This window comes from Cytobacillus sp. FSL R5-0377, assembly GCF_038004385.1.
Classification (GTDB): domain Bacteria; phylum Bacillota; class Bacilli; order Bacillales; family Cytobacillaceae; genus Cytobacillus.
Genome location: NZ_JBBORA010000001.1, coordinates 2,552,889 through 2,569,628 on the forward strand (window position 1 = coordinate 2,552,889; position 16,740 = coordinate 2,569,628).

General features: G+C 44.8%; 17 protein-coding genes. 9 read left to right on the plus strand and 8 right to left on the minus strand.

What is annotated here, in order from left to right; all coding sequences use genetic code 11:
• Nucleotides 1–1,141: 1,141 nt before the first annotated feature.
• The gene (locus tag NSQ49_RS13195; RefSeq protein ID WP_251283858.1) at nt 1,142–2,047 is read right to left on the minus strand and encodes a nuclease-related domain-containing protein; all 906 of its coding nucleotides are present in this window, start codon (nt 2,045–2,047) and stop codon (nt 1,142–1,144) included.
• A gap of 142 nt (nt 2,048–2,189) precedes the next feature.
• On the opposite strand from NSQ49_RS13195, the gene NSQ49_RS13200 reads away from it, so the two are divergent.
• The 8 genes from NSQ49_RS13200 (at nt 2,190) to NSQ49_RS13235 (ending at nt 12,270) form a co-directional block, all read left to right on the plus strand.
• A complete protein-coding gene (locus NSQ49_RS13200; RefSeq protein ID WP_159863571.1) occupies nt 2,190–3,179 on the plus strand; it encodes a LacI family DNA-binding transcriptional regulator in 990 nt (329 codons plus the stop codon).
• A 149-nt stretch (nt 3,180–3,328) separates the two neighbouring features.
• Nucleotides 3,329–4,738, plus strand: a complete 1,410-nt coding sequence (locus NSQ49_RS13205) for a sucrose-specific PTS transporter subunit IIBC (RefSeq protein WP_159863570.1) — start codon at nt 3,329–3,331, stop codon at nt 4,736–4,738.
• Between the two features lie 30 nt (nt 4,739–4,768).
• Nucleotides 4,769–6,208 (plus strand): glycoside hydrolase family 32 protein, encoded by a 1,440-nt coding sequence (locus tag NSQ49_RS13210; RefSeq protein ID WP_251283857.1) that lies wholly within the window; start codon nt 4,769–4,771, stop codon nt 6,206–6,208.
• A 19-nt stretch (nt 6,209–6,227) separates the two neighbouring features.
• On the plus strand, nt 6,228–7,169 hold the full coding sequence (locus NSQ49_RS13215; protein WP_159863568.1) for an aminoimidazole riboside kinase: 942 nt from the start codon (nt 6,228–6,230) through the stop codon (nt 7,167–7,169).
• Nucleotides 7,170–7,443: 274 nt separating this feature from the next.
• Nucleotides 7,444–8,955: a malate:quinone oxidoreductase gene (locus NSQ49_RS13220; protein ID WP_251283856.1), complete on the plus strand. Its 1,512-nt coding sequence runs from the start codon at nt 7,444–7,446 to the stop codon at nt 8,953–8,955.
• 135 nt (nt 8,956–9,090) lie between these two features.
• The gene (locus tag NSQ49_RS13225) at nt 9,091–10,650 is read left to right on the plus strand and encodes a sensor domain-containing diguanylate cyclase (protein WP_251283855.1); all 1,560 of its coding nucleotides are present in this window, start codon (nt 9,091–9,093) and stop codon (nt 10,648–10,650) included.
• Between the two features lie 216 nt (nt 10,651–10,866).
• Nucleotides 10,867–11,316, plus strand: a complete 450-nt coding sequence (locus NSQ49_RS13230; RefSeq protein ID WP_159863565.1) for a helix-turn-helix domain-containing protein — start codon at nt 10,867–10,869, stop codon at nt 11,314–11,316.
• 81 nt (nt 11,317–11,397) lie between these two features.
• The gene (locus NSQ49_RS13235; RefSeq protein WP_159863564.1) at nt 11,398–12,270 is read left to right on the plus strand and encodes an AraC family transcriptional regulator; all 873 of its coding nucleotides are present in this window, start codon (nt 11,398–11,400) and stop codon (nt 12,268–12,270) included.
• A gap of 52 nt (nt 12,271–12,322) precedes the next feature.
• Here NSQ49_RS13235 and NSQ49_RS13240 read toward each other — a convergent pair whose 3' ends face one another.
• The 6 genes from NSQ49_RS13240 to NSQ49_RS13265 all read right to left on the minus strand — a co-directional run bounded on the left by NSQ49_RS13240 (nt 12,323) and on the right by NSQ49_RS13265 (nt 15,366).
• Nucleotides 12,323–12,460 carry a YvrJ family protein gene (locus NSQ49_RS13240; RefSeq protein ID WP_159863563.1) on the minus strand — a complete coding sequence of 46 codons (138 nt, stop codon included), beginning with the start codon at nt 12,458–12,460 and terminating at the stop codon, nt 12,323–12,325.
• A 62-nt stretch (nt 12,461–12,522) separates the two neighbouring features.
• On the minus strand, nt 12,523–12,741 hold the full coding sequence (locus NSQ49_RS13245; protein ID WP_251283854.1) for a DUF2922 domain-containing protein: 219 nt from the start codon (nt 12,739–12,741) through the stop codon (nt 12,523–12,525).
• Nucleotides 12,742–12,777: 36 nt separating this feature from the next.
• Nucleotides 12,778–12,996 (minus strand): DUF1659 domain-containing protein, encoded by a 219-nt coding sequence (locus NSQ49_RS13250; protein ID WP_251283853.1) that lies wholly within the window; start codon nt 12,994–12,996, stop codon nt 12,778–12,780.
• Nucleotides 12,997–13,069: 73 nt separating this feature from the next.
• The gene (locus NSQ49_RS13255) at nt 13,070–13,555 is read right to left on the minus strand and encodes a sigma-70 family RNA polymerase sigma factor (protein ID WP_251283852.1); all 486 of its coding nucleotides are present in this window, start codon (nt 13,553–13,555) and stop codon (nt 13,070–13,072) included.
• A 194-nt stretch (nt 13,556–13,749) separates the two neighbouring features.
• Nucleotides 13,750–14,559, minus strand: coding sequence for a hypothetical protein (locus NSQ49_RS13260; RefSeq protein WP_159863559.1), 810 nt, complete (start codon nt 14,557–14,559; stop codon nt 13,750–13,752).
• Between the two features lie 102 nt (nt 14,560–14,661).
• Nucleotides 14,662–15,366 (minus strand): DUF421 domain-containing protein, encoded by a 705-nt coding sequence (locus NSQ49_RS13265; RefSeq protein WP_251283851.1) that lies wholly within the window; start codon nt 15,364–15,366, stop codon nt 14,662–14,664.
• 160 nt (nt 15,367–15,526) lie between these two features.
• On the opposite strand from NSQ49_RS13265, the gene NSQ49_RS13270 reads away from it, so the two are divergent.
• Nucleotides 15,527–15,676: a hypothetical protein gene (locus NSQ49_RS13270; RefSeq protein WP_201306513.1), complete on the plus strand. Its 150-nt coding sequence runs from the start codon at nt 15,527–15,529 to the stop codon at nt 15,674–15,676.
• Nucleotides 15,677–16,168: 492 nt separating this feature from the next.
• On the opposite strand, the gene NSQ49_RS13275 is transcribed toward NSQ49_RS13270, so the two are convergent.
• Entirely contained in the window at nt 16,169–16,654 is a 486-nt protein-coding gene (locus tag NSQ49_RS13275) for a hypothetical protein (protein WP_251283850.1), read from the minus strand.
• Between the last annotated feature and the right edge of the window lie 86 nt (nt 16,655–16,740).

Sequence of the window (16,740 nt, forward strand, 5' to 3'; positions counted from 1 at the left end):
CTAGAGACAGATCCGGGGTCAACTTCTGACACAAAGAGAGGTCCCCCCGGAACTAGAGTCAGAACCGGGTCCAACTTCTGACACAAAGAGAAGAAACCCGGTAACTAGAGTCAGAACCGGGTCCAACTTCTGACACAAAGAGAAGAAACCCGGTAACTAGAGTCAGAACCGGGTCCAACTTCTGACACAAAGAGAGGCCCTCCCGGAACTAGAGTCAGAACCGGGACTTCTGACACAAAGAGAGGAAATCCCGGAACTAGAGTCAGAACGGGGTCCAACTTCTGACACAAAGAGAGGCCCTCCCGGAACTAGAGACAGATCCGGGGTCAACTTCTGACACAAGAGAGGCCCTCCCGGAACTAGAGTCAGAACCGGGTCCAACTTCTGACACAAAGAGAAGAAACCCGGTAACTAGAGTCAGATCCGGGGTCACCTTCTGACACAAGAGAGGCCCTCCCGGAACTAGAGACAGACCCGGGGTCACCTTCTGACACAAGAGAGGCCCTCCCGGAACTAGAGTCAGATCCGGGGCCAACTTCTGACACAAAGGGAAGAAACCCGGTAACTAGAGACAGACCCGGGGTCACCTTCTGACACAAAGAGAGGCCTCCCGGAACTAGAGTCAGAACTCAGGTCACCTTCTGACACAAAGAGAGGCCCCCCCCGGAACTAGAGTCAGAACTCAGGTTAACTTCTGACACAAAGAGAGGCGCTCCCGGAACTAGAGTCAGAACTCAGGTCAACTTCTGACACAAAGAGAGGCCCTCCCGGAACTAGAGTCAGAACCGGGTCCAACTTCTGACACAAAGAGAGGTCCCCCCGGAACTAGAGTCAGAACTCAGGTTAACTTCTGACACAAAGGGAAGAAACCCGGTAACTAGAGTCAGAACCCGGGTTAACTTCTGACACAAAGAGAGGCCCTCCCGGAACTAGAGTCAGAACCGGGTCCAACTTCTGACACAAAGGGAAGAAACCCGTTAACTAGAGTCAGAACTCGGGTCAACTTCTGACACAAGAGAGGCCCCCCCGGAACTAACGTCAAAACCTGCCCAAACTAAAGTAAAGAAATCTAGCACCCAAAGTCTAAACCCGTGATTACTTCCGTACCAAGAACCTAAACTCTCTGCCAAACCCAATCCTCTCACTCAAAATAGGTATTACTGGTGCTGCCCCACATCGAATAATTTTTCTTTAATACCCTGGAGAAAGTTCTTTTGCTAATATCAGCATTACACCATTCATAAATGCTTTGGGTCGTCAGCTTTCTCCCGGGAAAAAGGAGTTTAAATTCCTTTATATTCCGCAGAATGCCCTGTTCTATTTTTTCATGCCTGCCGCATTCTCCGCATACAAGGTCCTTGTTTATACGGTTGAGAAGAGACTGACAAACCTTGCAGTACATCCCTTTTTTCAGCTGGTCAAAGTGATACTCAGGCAACATGGTGTAAGGATTTTTGGTTTGATGGAGTGAAAGTAATTGCTGTGCCAGTTTTCGGTGACCCTCATTTAATTTGGACGGGATATGGTTCAAGTCTTTCAGGAAGCGGTTTATTTGGGTGGGCAAAATAATGGGCTGATCCATGGGGGCTTGGTATAAGGTGAATTCAGGGTTGATAAAAATAACGGAGGCTTCAACAGGGACGTTAGATTGAAGGGTTTGAAGAAGCTGGCGGAATAAGGCAGCACTTCTTTTTAATTGGTATACAGGATTCTTATATTCCCGGCCGGTATTTACGGCATATAACTTGTCTGATTCCAGGTGCCAGTCTCCCTGGAAATTTTTAATTTCTGCTAAATGGATCATTCCTTCTGAAATGATTAAGGAGTCAATTTGAAAATAGGAGTTGTTTACTTCCAGTAAAAGGTCATGAATCACCAGTCTTTCTTCGGTCAGGTTTTCTGCGAGAAGGTCAAATTTTAACTCTCCTTCATAACCTTTTTCAAGGTTTGACCAATGCTGCTTTTCTCTTTCAGTTAACTCCATTCGGGTGTTTAAATATCGCATGGATTTTAATTCATCTGACGGAAATCTTCTTTTTACTAACATTATCCACTTCCTTTCTTTACCACTATTTTAAAGCAAATTTAAAAAATAACAATTCATATTGCATCCAGCCCAGAGCCCGCTATTTCCTTTTCCCTTCATTTGTGTAAAATGATAATAGACTATTTTGCCCGGGAGGATTTAGATGATTACCATTAAGGAAATAGCAGAAAGGGCGAAGGTTTCTCGGACAACTGTTTCAAGGGTTTTGAATAATTCCGGTTATGTGAGTGAGGACGCGAGGAAAAGGGTCCTTCATGTAATAGAGGAGACCGGTTATGTCCCAAGTGCCCATGCGAAGTCGCTCCGCACGAAAAAAACTAAGGTTATCGGGGTTATTCTCCCAAAGATCAGCACTGAAACGTCAAGCCGTCTGGTTAATGGAATTGATGAAGTATTGGCCGGAGAAGGCTATCAAATTCTGCTTGCTAATACAAATCTTCACGCCGAAAAAGAGATTGAATATATACGGCTTCTTAAAAGCAGGAATGTGGACGGCATGATTCTGTCAGCTACAAACGTGGAGCCGGAATTGATTCAGGAGATCCGTCAGCTGAACATCCCATTTATCATGGTGGGGCAGCATGCGGAAGAATTGACGAGTGTCATTTTTGATGAATATCAGGCTGCGCGGGATATGGCAGGCCTGCTAATCCGAAAGGGATATAAAAAAATTGCTTTTATTGGAGTGGATGAGGCTGACCGTGCGGTGGGTTACCTGCGGAAACAAGGGTACCTAGATGCCATGAAGGAGCATCAGCTATCCGTTGAATCGGCCTGGCTTCAAAAGGGGATTTTTGATATTGATTCCGGGTTTAATGGCATGAAGAATATTATGGAATCTGCAGAAGATAAACCGCAGGCAGTCGTGGCTGTGACAGACCGTCTGGCGATTGGCGCCTTACGGTATCTTAGGCAAAATGGCTATTCTGTTCCCGGTGATGTGGCGATTGCAGGTATGGGTGGATCTGAGCTGTCTAAATATATCACCCCGGCCTTAACAACTATTGATTTTTCCTTTGAAGATGCAGGGAGGGAAGCAGCTTTGCTGATTCTGCAAAAAATCAATGGGGAGCATAGCCTGGAAAAAACGCGGAAAATTAATTATAGACTTGTAGAGAGAGAAAGTATATAATGGTCGTGTAATCGATTTCATAAAAAAGGTTTAATCGATTACACTTTTATTTTCGCTTTTATGGAATCGATTTCACAAAGGAACGTTCCATTATTTTTTAACCATTATGGAATCGATTCCACAAGACTATAAAAATAGGGGTGAAGAGGATGTCGGAGTATCGTAAAATTGCGGAAGATTTAATAGAAGCAGTCGGCGGCAGGGAAAATATTCAGTCAGTGGCCCACTGCGCAACCAGGCTGCGGCTAATGGTGAATGATCAGGAAAAAATTGATCAGGAAAGAGTTGAAAGCATCAATAAGGTAAAAGGGGCTTTCTTCAATTCGGGCCAATATCAGATTATTTTTGGCACTGGAACCGTTAATAAAGTCTATGAAGAAGTATCCGGCCTGGATATAGATTCCATGTCAGCATCAGAGCAGAAAAAAGAAGCTGTTAAAAGCGGCTCGGCTTTCCAAAGGGCGATCCGGAAATTTGGGGATGTATTTGTGCCGATTATTCCAGTCCTTGTCGCGACAGGGCTCTTTATGGGGCTGCGCGGGCTGGTGATGCAGGAGGAAATCCTTGCTTTATTTGGCATGACAGAAGCTGATGTATCAGAAAATTTCATCTTATTTACTCAGGTACTGACGGATACGGCGTTTATTTTCCTTCCGGCTCTTGTCGCCTGGTCAACCTTTAGAGTGTTTGGCGGGACCCCAATCATTGGTTTAATCCTGGGGTTGATGCTTGTCAGTCCTTCCCTCCCAAATGCATGGGATGTAGCAGGCGGAGGAGTTGAACCGATTTACTTCTTTGGGTTTATTCCGATTGTCGGCTATCAGGCCTCTGTCCTTCCAGCCTTTATTGCCGGGATTATTGGGGCAAAACTGGAGAGGGCTATTCGAAAACGGGTGCCGGATGCACTGGATTTAATTATTACCCCGTTCTTAACCCTCCTGATCATGATTGGATTAGCGCTTCTGGTCATTGGGCCTATATTCCATATAGTGGAGCAAAGCATACTGGATGTTACCATCACAGTGCTCTCATGGCCGTTCGGAATCAGCGGAATCTTGATTGGAGGACTTAATCAGCTAATCGTTATCACTGGTGTTCATCATATTTTCAACATGCTGGAGATACAGCTGCTGGCTCAATATAAAAGCAACCCATACAACGCAATTATTACATGTTCCGTTGCAGCCCAAGGCGGTGCAACGTTAGCAGTTGCTTTAAAAACAAAATCAGCCAAGTTAAAGGCACTGGCTTTCCCATCCGCTATATCTGCGTTTTTGGGAATAACCGAGCCGGCATTGTTCGGTGTCAATCTGCGCTACGGCAAGCCGTTTCTTATGGGACTGATTGGCGGAGCTGCCGGAGGTTTCGTTGCCTCCCTGCTGCAGCTGAAAGCGACAGGAATGGCTGTGACCGTTATTCCTGGTACCCTCCTTTACTTGAACGGCCAGGTTCTCCTGTACATTTTAGTCAATGTGATTGCCCTCGCAGTAGCCTTTGCTCTGACATGGATGTTTGGATTCTCGGATAAAGCAAAGAAAGAAGTGGAACAGGGACAGTAACAGAAATATCAACAGCAAGGATGTTCTAATATGACGGATATAGATTTATTCAAGAAAGCCCGCATGGAGGCAGAAAAAAACAGTCACTTGGTCAATCAGGATCCCTGCCGGCTGAAGTATCATCTCATGCCGCCTGTCGGATTACTGAATGATCCGAATGGCTTAATACAATTCAAGGGTGTTTATCATGTGTTTTATCAATGGAACCCGTTTGAGACTGCCCATGGTGCAAAGTATTGGGGACATTACTCATCCAGGGATCTCATCCACTGGCAGGAGGAGCCGATCGCGCTCGCTCCTGATCAGTGGTATGACCGGAATGGCTGCTATTCCGGAAGTGCGATAGAGCATGATGGAAAGCTGTATCTCTTTTATACAGGAAATGTGAAAACGGAGGATGGCAAGCGGGAAACGTATCAGTGTCTTGCTGTTTCTGAGGATGGTGTCCATTTTGAAAAGAAAGGGCCAGTCCTGGAGCTGCCAAAAGGGTATACAGCTCATTTCCGGGATCCAAAGGTCTGGGAAAAGGATGGGCACTTCTATATGGTAGTTGGAGCGCAGACCCTTGAGCAGAAGGGGGCTGCTGTCCTCTTTGCATCAAAGGATTTACACCATTGGCAGGAAAAAGGGAAGATTGCCGGCGCAAAAATGAATGGACTTGAAGAGTTTGGCTATATGTGGGAATGCCCGGATTTATTTGAGCTTGATGGACAGGAGATACTCCTTGTCTCACCGCAGGGACTTGAGCCCAGTGGATATGAGTACCATAATCTCTTTCAATCGGGATATTTTTCCGGAAAGCTCGATTACGAAAAAGCGAAGTTTACACATGGTTCTTTTACTGAGCTGGATCGCGGCTTTGATTTTTATGCTCCGCAAACCTTTAAAGATGATTTAGGAAGAAGGATTCTTTATGGGTGGATGGGCATTACAGATGAAGCTGAATCCAGCCAGCCGACGGTCCGTTATCGCTGGGTCCATGCATTGACCATGCCAAGAGTGCTGAATATGAAAAACGGAAGGCTCATACAGACTCCTGTGGAAGAATTTAAAAAGCTCCGCAAAGATAAAACGGAGCTCCATGACGTGGAGATAAAAGGTGAAAGGCTGCAGCTGGAGGGCATAAGCGGAAAAACGGCTGAGCTGATGCTGAACTTATCTAAGCACATAAGGGGTATGTTCAAAGTGGATTTCCGCAATGAGGCCACTCTTATTTATTATCCGGACCAGAAGGTAATCCAGCTGCAAAGAAGAAATGTGAAATCAGGAATGCAGGAGTCAAGAACCTGCAAGATTTCAAGTCTATCCAGCCTGCATGTATTTATGGACCACTCTTCACTGGAGATCTTCGTAAATGGAGGAGAGGAAGTATTTACCGCACGGTATTTTCCTGATTCTGACGATGAAACGATTTTCTTTAGCGGGGATGCGGGCGTTTCGGTATCCTTGTGGGAGCTGGGGGGAAAATAACTTTTTTATGAGGTGTGCTATGAAAGGAGTTCTATGTTTAGGGGAAGCTCTGATAGACTTTATCCCCCTTGATTTTGAAAATACTGCTTATCAAAAGGCTCCAGGCGGGGCACCGGCCAATGTTTCGGTTGGAGTCTCGAAGCTTGGAGGAAAGGCTGCCTTTATTGGGAAAGTCGGCAACGATGTGCTTGGGCATTTTCTTAAGGAGACCCTGGAGGGATATGGGGTTCATACCCAATATATGAAATTGACGGATGTGGCGCGGACAGGCCTTACGTTTGTGACATTAGAGCCCACTGGTGAACGGGATTTTAGTTTTTACATTAACCCAAGCGCAGATCGGTTCCTGAATAAAGACGAGATTGATTGGAACATTTTCGAAGAATACAGGATTTTTCACTTTGGCTCGATTTCACTCATTCATGAGCCTTCAAGAACTGCAGCCCTTCAAGCAGTGAAGAGGGCTAAGGAAATGGATATGCTTATTTCCTATGATCCCAATCTCCGCATAGGATTATGGGATTCCGAGGAAAGGGCAAAAGCAGAAATACTGGGTGCGCTTCCCTATGCCGATATTGTAAAAATTTCAGAGGAGGAGCTCACCTTTTTAACCGGATGCAATCATATGGAAGAGGGAATATCCCGGTTTCCTGAAAATAAGCTGACAATCGTTACATTGGGCGGCGATGGCTGCATCTTCCGCTATAAAGATGAGATCGGGAGAATTCCAGCCTTGCCCTACAAGGTGGTGGATACCACGGGTGCCGGAGATGCATTCGTTTCCGGACTTCTCTATTGCATAAATGAATCATCTAAAGCTTTTGAGGATCATTCGCAGGATGAGATGGCTTCCATGATTCGCTTTGCAAATGTGTCAGGAGGACTCGCCGTAACCAAAAAAGGCGCTATGACTGGTCTTCCCAGCCTGAGTGAAGTGCAGGAAATTCTAAAAAAGGCATAAAGGTACCAAACAGCAGACAAAACTTCCAATACTGGAATCGTTTTATCTGCTGTTTTTGTTCCTCCAAACTCCGCCCTCTTTCTAATTTGTCTAAAATAGTATATAATTATCAGATAATGCTAGCTATCTTACCCTAACAATTATTATAATAGAATAGAATGTGTATTTTGTGTGACGGAAAAGGTGCGTCCTTAGGTGATGCCTTTCAAGTGGTGATGCCTGAGTAAAGCGCCTGCAGTTTTTGGCAAAATTCTGGGATAAGGAAGGGTTTATAATGAGCAGCGTACAGAACAAAACAGACGTTATCTTAATTGGTGCCGGAATCATGAGCGCGACTTTGGGGTCTTTACTGAAAGAATTAGCACCTGAATGGGAAATCAAAGTGTTTGAAAAGCTCGCTAGCGCAGGAGAAGAAAGCTCTAACGAATGGAATAATGCAGGGACGGGACATGCTGCATTGTGCGAGCTTAACTATACATCCGAAAAATCTGATGGGTCAATAGATATCGCTAAAGCGATTAATGTAAATGAACAATTTCAGCTTTCCAGACAGTTTTGGTCATATCTGGTAGAAAACAACCTGATTACTAATCCGCAGGACTTTATTATGCCAATTCCTCATATGAGCTTTGTTCAGGGGGAAAAAAATGTTTCGTTTTTGAAAAAACGATTGGAAGCGCTGTCAGCTAATCCGCTGTTTCAGGGCATGGAATTTTCCGATGATCCAAAGAAGCTTAAGGAATGGATCCCGGTGATGATGGAAGGCCGTGAGTCGGATGAGCCGATTGCAGCCACAAAAATCGACTCTGGAACGGATGTCAACTTCGGTGCGTTAACGCGCATGCTGTTTGACCATTTAAAGAATAAAAATGTTAATGTCCATTACAAGCATAGCGTTGAGGATTTGAAGCGTGGCGGCAATGGATCATGGAATGTAAAAGTGAAAAATATAGAGAGCGGCACAATTGAAAACCATGAGGCGAAGTTTGTCTTTATCGGCGGAGGCGGTGGAAGCCTGCATCTGCTTCAGAAGACGGGCATCCCTGAATCCAAGCATATTGGCGGATTCCCGGTAAGTGGACTGTTCCTTGTCTGCAATAATCCGGAAATCGTCGAGAAGCATCATGCGAAGGTGTACGGAAAAGCCAAAGTAGGTGCTCCTCCAATGTCTGTGCCGCATCTGGATACAAGATTTATTGATAACAAAAAATCCTTGCTGTTTGGCCCGTTTGCCGGCTTTTCGCCGAAGTTCTTGAAAACAGGCTCCAATATGGACCTGATCAAGTCCGTTAAGCCAAATAATGTCATCACCATGCTGGCTGCAGGTGCAAAGGAAATGGCGCTGACAAAATACCTGATTCAGCAGGTCATGCTTTCGCATGAACAGCGCGTAGAGGAACTGCGTGAGTTCATTCCAAACGCAAAGAGTGAAGACTGGAGTGTCGTTGTGGCCGGCCAGCGTGTACAGGTCATCAAGGATACACCAGCTGGAAAAGGAACCCTGCAGTTTGGCACAGAGGTAGTCAGTGCGTCTGACGGCACGGTTGCTGCTCTGCTCGGAGCTTCACCGGGTGCTTCAACAGCCGTGAATGTCATGCTTGAGGTATTGCAGAAGTGCTTCCCTGAGAAAATGGACGAGTGGCACTTTAAAATTAAGAAAATGATTCCGTCCTACGGCATGTCACTATCTGAACACCCTGAGCTGTTCCGTGAGATTCATGAATCCACAGGGCAGGTGCTGGGTCTAAGCGAAAAGGAAAAACAGCAGGAGCTTGCTTATAGCTAAAAGTTGGAGAACCTTGATCCGAAGGATGAAGGTTCTTTTTTTGTGGGAGACTGGATGATTATTTTCCCATAAAAAGCCCCATATCACTTTTGATATGCTACATTAAAGAAAAATAATTTGATGAGGTATTCCCCCTTGAAATCGGAATTGACAGCTTATATTACGCTTATTTGTACATCTGGCGTGTTTAATTTGTGCTTATGTGCTTATGTTTTTGCCAAACAGCATCAGTATACTCATATCGCCCGGCTATTTATGATTTATACGGCATCCATTACGATTTATTGCTTTGCTTCTGCATTCGGCCTGATGTCGTCGACTCTTGAGGAAATTAAGTTCTGGACCACTGCACTCTATACAGGGATGGCCTTTTCTCCGCCTTTGGGACTGTTGTTCATCATGCAGTATCTGGGATTTAAAATAACGTTAAGACGCTGTATGGCTCTGCTTATTCTCCCCTTTATTACGCTTCTTATGGTTGCTGCTAATGATTGGCATCATCTTCATTATCGGGTTTTTGAGATCGATCCGCTGCTGGGTGCGCCTTATGTTTATCAGGAAATTGGCAGATGGTATATGATTCATGGCGTGTATACCTTCTCCTGCATGTTTGTGGCATTTCTGCTGGTTCTCTCTCATTGGAAAGAAACTGCGAAAATCTATCGCCCGCAGCTGATCGCCATCGCGTTCGGACAGCTGGTTCCTATGGTGACTGCATTTATCTATCTAGTCGGATTCACGCCTCCAGGAATCGACCCGGTTCCAATGATCCTATGGCTATCTTCACTTCTATATTTCTGGTCGATCAGCTCATCACGGCTATTTACCGTTATGCCCTTTGCCAAAGACGCAATTTTTAACAGCATTAATGATGGTGTTATTGTACTGGATGAGTCCAACAGAATTATTGAGTCCAATCAGGCGTGCAAAAGAATGTTTCCGCCATTGGACAGACTTATGTATGGACAGGATTTTGAAAAGATGTGGCCGAAGATGGCAGACATCGCATTCCCTTTTAGACTAGAGGAAGCTGACAATACTCAGGAAATTGAGCTGGATGCTTCGGGTCCTGTCAAACGGACTTATCAGGTCCGCATCTCGTCTTTACAGCATGTCCATAAGAGAAAGGGACTGCTCATTATTTTTACAGATATTACGGAGTTAAAAAGCTTACAGCTTCAGCTGGAGCATCAAGCCTATTATGATGAACTTACCCGGATTTATAACCGCCGGGCCTTTTTTCAGCAAAGCACCCGTCAGTTCGCTGAGGCTATAAAGACGGCTGCCCCTTTTTCCGTTATTCTTTTGGATATTGATCATTTTAAACATGTTAATGATACGTATGGACATTCCGTTGGTGACCAGGTTCTGGTGCATGCCGCAGCTGTTTGCCAATCCCAGCTGAAGAAGGAGGAACTGTTTGCCCGTTATGGCGGCGAGGAGTTTGTACTGGCCGTAGCAGGATGCACAGAGTCTGAAGCCGCAGAAGTGGCTGAACGGCTGCGCAGCTGTCTCCAATCACATCCGCTCGTGACAGAGACTAAAACCATTCCGGTCACGCTGAGCCTGGGTGTGGCCCAGGCAGATAAAGAGTCGGAGGAGACTCTATACCAGCTTCTGAACCGTGCGGACAAAGCATTATATGCGGCCAAGCAGGCAGGACGCAATTGCGTGCATGTCTATACGAAATTATGATGGCATTAAGGCTCCCGTGCATAGGATGGGAGCCTATTTATGTCTCTTTTCAGCGAGTAATGCGGGCTTTAAGATAAATGGAAAAAAGGCGTAAAAACCCCGCCGGAAAGCCATGCAACCCCTGCGTGCGCCCCCCAGCAACCATTCCTATCTTTACTTTTGACCCAAAAAATTACCATAATGAGATGATCGACTTTGAGAAAGGTGATAGCGAATATGATTTTTGCGGAAAAGCTGAAAAAGGAGAGGAAAGAGAAAGGCTGGTCACAGGAGGAACTGGCTGAAAAGCTGTTTGTGAGCCGCCAGTCTGTTTCAAAATGGGAAAATGGCCAGAACTACCCCAGCATTGAAATCATTATTAAACTGAGTGATCTATTTGGAGTTACAATTGATGAATTATTAAGGAGTGACGGGGAATTGACAGAGAAAGTGATAAAGGACAGCAGGCAGCTTGCTTATCCAAGAATGAAAGTGTTTTTTGAAATTTTATTTATGATCGGGCTGGCTATGCTGCTCATTAAACTGGGCATTTTAGGACTTAATCATTTTACAGATTTGGAAATCCCTCTGCGCGGATCGTTTTTCTGGAATTTTGGACCGCTGGTACTCATGCTCGGCGGGGGAATTGTCTCTGACACGTTAAAAAAGAAATATAAAAAGGAATAACAATCCTGCATTTCCGTGCATGTATTGTCGGGTTCACACCAGCGGCTCCTGCTAATCTATAGATACAAGGAGGTCATCGATATGGATTTGCTGCAAAATATGAATCGGGCGATGAGGTATATTGAAGAGCATTTAATGGATGAGATCGACTTCAAAGAAGCAGCAAGGATTTCGTGTTGCTCAGAATACCATTTTAAGCGAATGTTTTCGTTTCTCGCCGGGGTAACGCTTGCCGAGTATATCCGGAGGAGGCGGCTGACTTTGGCTGCCTTTGATCTGAAGGATAAGAATGCCAAGATCATTGATGTAGCTCTCCAATATGGATATAGCTCGCCGGATTCGTTTACGAGGGCATTCCAGCAGCTTCATGGCATCACTCCTTCAGAAGCGAGGAGCAATGGCCATGCCCTTAAGGCTTATCCTCCGATGACTTTCCATTTATCTATTAAGGGAGGAACTGAAATGAATTATCGTATAGAAGAAAAAAAGGCCTTTAGGATTGTGGGTTTAAAAAAACGGGTACCGATTATTTTTAACGGGGTGAATCCGGAGATTGCAGCCATGTGGAAGAGCCTGGATGAAAAAATGATTCAAAAGCTCAAAGGGTTATCTGATACAGAGCCATTTGGCCTGATCAGTGCTTCAGCCAATTTTTCGGAAGGAAGAATGGAGGAAAAGGGTGAGCTTGACCACTTTATCGGAGCTGCCACCGTTCAGGAATGTCCGGAGGGAATGTCATCACTTGAGGTTCCAGCCTGTTCATGGGCTGTCTTTGAAGCAGTGGGGCCGTTTCCGGAAACGCTTCAGAATGTTTGGGGAAGAATCTACTCAGAATGGTTCCCTTCATCCTCTTACCAGCAAGTAGAAGGGCCGGAAATTCTATGGAATGAAAGCAAAGATACCGCTTCTCCCACCTTCCGCAGTGAAATCTGGATTCCGGTTGCGAAAAAGTAGGTCCCTTTTTAGAGCGCCTGACCACAGTTTTGGTCAAGGCGCTTTCGCTTTTCTATTCTTTCAGCCGATCCGGCAATCCCTGGATTGAGGACACGACCACATCAAGCTTGGCTTCAATCCGGCTCAGCAGAAAAAGCGTGACCACAATCGGGAAGCCGAGTTCGCTGATCAGGGTGACCATTTGTTCCATTAGGCATGCTCCTTTCTTTATAGCTTAAAAAGGCCGGTTTCTAAGAATCCGGCCTCATTTCCTTACACTAACTCATAATCTTTTACATTGCGTTCTATTAATCTGGCATCCTTAATAGAAACAAAGTCCCCGCCATTGCCGTCAAATGCATTAGCTGCAATGATCTGTTCCATCGCTGCCTTAACCGCAGCTGGATTAATCGGCTCCTTCGGGCTGTCAACCGATAATTTGGTTTCATTGCCCAGTTCCGTTACAAATGTCATTTCAAGTGTCTTTGCCATTCCTTTCACCTCCCACATCGTTATTTCCAACCGGGATTAGCCTAAAATATTGAAGTTGTCATTTCTGTTCAGCTCTGACAGCGGGTAGCTGGATAATCCGGCGATTGCCTGCCCCACTGTGAAAAGCTGGTCCGCGGTAGCGGATTGCTTCACGCTGTTATAGGTTTTTGATTTATAGACAGGTTTGCCCTGTCCGTTCAATCCTGTTTCAAAAACCAGGCGAAGCTTAGAAGTAGTGATGATTGCCTGTGCCATTTCTGCTCACCTCCTTTTCACCTATATAATCGAAATGAAGGCTGAAAAAAGACATGGTGCCCGATAAAAATTTTTAGTTTTGCGGAATAGTAGTCCTAAGTTTTATCAGGGCTCCTTTTTTCCAGGCTTTTACCGCTGAAACAGTTACTCCCTGCTGTGCAGCGATCTCTTTGGTTGACAAATCAAGGAGGAAGGTCGAAAGCACCCATATGGTCTGGTTTTGGGTGAGGCTGCTGCAGTAAGAAAGAAGCTTCTCTTTTTCGAGAGGCTGGAATGTATAGACAGATTCCACTGATGACCAGAATTCCTCACTAAGGGTGACAGCGCTGTTTTTCTGCATCCAGGTTTTTCTCAACTCATCAATGAGTCCCTGTTTAACGATGGAATAAGCAAACGTCAAAAAGTTTCCCCTTGAAGGATCAAATAGTTTCCACGCCTCCCAAAGACGAATCAGGCCAATTTGAAAATAGTCTTCCTGATTTTGATAAATGTTTAAAGACCGTATAATCTGGTGAATCATCGGTTCAAATTGCACTGCCACTTGCTCAAAGCTTTCCATGCTGGATTCCCTTCAGGAAAGCGCGCTTTCAAAGTATTCCCGGGTAGCTCAAATATAGGTTTTTTATCCTATTTTTGCGAATTGGGCAAAAGCCGTAAATCGGCCGTTTAGACCCCTTAACTCAGGAATTAAGGGGTCTAATTCCGGAGTTAGGGGGTCTAACTTGAGAATTACGGGCATTAAGCAAGTTTTTTTTATTTTTTATAAAAAAATTCCGCGAAAACATCTTTTTCATACGCTGAAAAGCCCATTTCGTATAATTCTTCGTAGTATTGTTCTTCAAATTTTTTCGTTACAATCCCATAGAAATACGCGATAGGACGGGCTATTGAAGAGGTTTTCATTTTCCGGATCAGCTGTTGAAAAGCCTGAATCGCTAAATCCTGTACAACGTTCACATTTTGTTCACAATTATGTTTATAGGCAGCAATGGCTGTCATTTTCCAGAATTCCTCGATCTGCTTTGCTTCCGGGAAAAAGTATTGGACAAGCTCGGTGAATGCTCTTGGAACACGATCACTGGTAAAGCGGTAATCAAGTTCGGTTTCGTTACGTTTAGTAATCTTTTGATGGTTATTAGTTTTAGAAAGATTGATAGTTTTAGGGTGGTCCATTTTTTCCTTTTTGGGTGGCCCACTTTGGGGAAAACGATTAAATACATATAAGTTGCTGGATTGCGAGCCATTTTTTCTTTCTGTTTCATGAACAGTGAAAATGCCGAGACTTATGGCTTTTGCAATCATTCTTTTAAAAGTAGAGCGTGAAATGCCATTGCCGCTGTATTCAGCATGAATGGCTTTTAAAACGGTCCCGATCTTTGCATTGGAAACACCGGGAACCTTCGCGGCAAAACGGATAAGCCGTTTCAGCCCAACAAGTTCTCCTTTTGAAAACTTAATTTTATATACGGCCAGCCACATTTCCAGATGGGCATTAAATTCCTGAAGGTCTTTAAACTGAGAAAACTGTTCAAACTGGTTCACACTGCCTGATTTAAGATTCATATCTTTGCACCGCCCTTTCATCACTGATAATCGAAATGAAAGGGGGAAAACGACAGGGGGATTAGAGAGAGTTGTGACAGAATGGTGAAAACTACAACCGAATTATTGATATAAAAATATCTTCAAAGTTCCTTTGCTGTCCAGGGTAGCTAACAGAACATTATTTATTTCCGTCTGATAAAAACGCTGTAGATGGGCGATTAGCCATCCTTCATCCTTTTGCATGGTTTGCAGTGTTTGTTTATCCACTTTACCTTCTTTAATAATCGTTCTTGGCAAATCAAATGGTTCCGCACTCCTTTGAAGGTATGCAGGTGTAATAGGTTCATATTTGGGATCTAAAAAGAACGAAATATTCCCGCTCGGTTCCCACAGAGCCAGCGCCACCTTTTTGACATCTTCCACTTTTTTCTCCCGCAGTTCCTCCAGAAGCACATCAATAGAAATCCTTGCTTTGTTTAAGCCTTTGTATAGGATTTCGCCATTCTGCACGACGGTGATGGGCTTGCTATTCACCAGATTTCTGACTGCCGGCCATTTCAGTACACTGAATAAACTGATCAGGTAAAGTATTACCAGCACAATCGTTGTAATCATGGAGCCTTTTAATCCAAGCTCCTCATCTGATAAGGGATGGGCAATAATGTTGCCTATGACGAAAGCCATTACTAAATCAAGGAGCCTTAATTGGGAAATAGCACGCTGCCCCAGCACCCGGACGACAATAACTAAGAAGAAATAAGAGATGACAGCCCTGAGTCCCCACTCCAAAGCAGAAAGCGAGTGCTGACTGTGTATAAAATCCATCTGTGGCACATCCTTTAATCTGAGTAAAAAAATAGTATAGCCTTATACAAGTGTTTTCCTATCCAGGTGCAAATATTCAAAAGGGAGGAAGGCGGCGAATTAGTAAACATACATAGAAGAGGGGTCTTTTAGAAAAACTAGCCAAAAGGAGGTTACTTATATGAAAAAATTATTATTGATGCTTTTACTATCGCTTTCTTTCGTAACGTTAACGGGCTGCGGAAACGATGAAAAGCCTGAGGAAGACGAACAGGTTGAAGACGTAGAAGAAGAGGATGAAATCGGTGATGGGGAAATTGATGATGAGTAATAAGCTGCTTGGTTTGGACTAAAAAAAGCAGGGGAGGCCGGGGGTAGAGTCGGGACCAGGTCCACCTTCGGACATAAAAGGAGAGAAAACGCGAGATAGAGTCGGAACTTGGTCCACCTTCGGACACAAAAGGTGGGAACCCGCGAGATAAAGTCGGAACTTGGTCCAGCTTCAGACACAAAAGGTGGGAATCCGCGAGATAGAGTCGGAACTTGGTCCACCTTCGGACACAAAAGGCAGGGTATCGCGAGATAGAGTCATAACTTGGTCTACCTTTGGACACAAAAGGGATGGAACCCCGGATTAGAGTCGGAACTTGGCCACCTTCGGACACAAAAGGCAGAAAACTCCGGTTTAGAGTCGGAACCTGGTCCAACCTACGGACACCAAGCAACACCCAGAGTCCGAACCCGCCCAATCCAAAACAGCCAAGGCCCCAATCACCAGATTGGGCCCTATTTCTATTGCGCCGCGAAATAACTGCATGCTTTCTTAAGTGGAGGATAAACATAAAACAACAATTTTATATGGTGTGGTCTGGGCAGGGATGCTTTTGGTAGAAGGACCATAGGCCACAACCAGGTCTCTGTTAGCAGGACTGCCGGTAAAGGCCTGCCCATTGGTCAGCACCATCCGGGTATACGGCGAGACGTTTAATTGCAGCTGGCCATCGCTGCTGATGAGCTGGCTATTAAAATGGTCCGTTTTTACATTTTGATGGGAAGTATGTTTTACGACCACAAGCGCGCGATATTGAGGGGGATATATCATGGGTACAGGAGCATTGCCGTCATAATATCCGGTAATGATGTCCCCTGCAGACAGCATGGTTTGATCTAAAACATACGTAGAAGGAGATACGATGAAGTGGACGGTTCCTCCCATACCGTTCTCAATGGAAATCATCTTAAGGCAGCCATCGGTGTTAAAATCAGAGATTTGCCTGATAGTCCCTGTAAAATATTGAAAATTGGTCATGTTATTCCTCCGTTCTAAAAAATAAAGCCTCGGATTTAACCAATATATTAAAATAGCCTAGTATACGTTCCTGAAGAGCACGGAGG

Excerpts from the sequence above, each read along its gene's own strand:
- NSQ49_RS13195 (WP_251283858.1), bottom strand. The coding sequence starts at position 2,047 with ATGTTAGTAAAAAGAAGATTTCCGTCAGATGAATTAAAATCCATGCGA.
- NSQ49_RS13200 (WP_159863571.1), top strand. The coding sequence starts at position 2,190 with ATGATTACCATTAAGGAAATAGCAGAAAGGGCGAAGGTTTCTCGGACA.
- NSQ49_RS13205 (WP_159863570.1), top strand. The coding sequence starts at position 3,329 with ATGTCGGAGTATCGTAAAATTGCGGAAGATTTAATAGAAGCAGTCGGC.
- NSQ49_RS13210 (WP_251283857.1), top strand. The coding sequence starts at position 4,769 with ATGACGGATATAGATTTATTCAAGAAAGCCCGCATGGAGGCAGAAAAA.
- NSQ49_RS13215 (WP_159863568.1), top strand. The coding sequence starts at position 6,228 with ATGAAAGGAGTTCTATGTTTAGGGGAAGCTCTGATAGACTTTATCCCC.
- NSQ49_RS13220 (WP_251283856.1), top strand. The coding sequence starts at position 7,444 with ATGAGCAGCGTACAGAACAAAACAGACGTTATCTTAATTGGTGCCGGA.
- NSQ49_RS13230 (WP_159863565.1), top strand. The coding sequence starts at position 10,867 with ATGATTTTTGCGGAAAAGCTGAAAAAGGAGAGGAAAGAGAAAGGCTGG.
- NSQ49_RS13235 (WP_159863564.1), top strand. The coding sequence starts at position 11,398 with ATGGATTTGCTGCAAAATATGAATCGGGCGATGAGGTATATTGAAGAG.
- NSQ49_RS13240 (WP_159863563.1), bottom strand. The coding sequence starts at position 12,460 with ATGGAACAAATGGTCACCCTGATCAGCGAACTCGGCTTCCCGATTGTG.
- NSQ49_RS13245 (WP_251283854.1), bottom strand. The coding sequence starts at position 12,741 with ATGGCAAAGACACTTGAAATGACATTTGTAACGGAACTGGGCAATGAA.
- NSQ49_RS13250 (WP_251283853.1), bottom strand. The coding sequence starts at position 12,996 with ATGGCACAGGCAATCATCACTACTTCTAAGCTTCGCCTGGTTTTTGAA.
- NSQ49_RS13255 (WP_251283852.1), bottom strand. The coding sequence starts at position 13,555 with ATGGAAAGCTTTGAGCAAGTGGCAGTGCAATTTGAACCGATGATTCAC.
- NSQ49_RS13260 (WP_159863559.1), bottom strand. The coding sequence starts at position 14,559 with ATGAATCTTAAATCAGGCAGTGTGAACCAGTTTGAACAGTTTTCTCAG.
- NSQ49_RS13265 (WP_251283851.1), bottom strand. The coding sequence starts at position 15,366 with ATGGATTTTATACACAGTCAGCACTCGCTTTCTGCTTTGGAGTGGGGA.
- NSQ49_RS13270 (WP_201306513.1), top strand. The coding sequence starts at position 15,527 with ATGAAAAAATTATTATTGATGCTTTTACTATCGCTTTCTTTCGTAACG.
- NSQ49_RS13275 (WP_251283850.1), bottom strand. The coding sequence starts at position 16,654 with ATGACCAATTTTCAATATTTTACAGGGACTATCAGGCAAATCTCTGAT.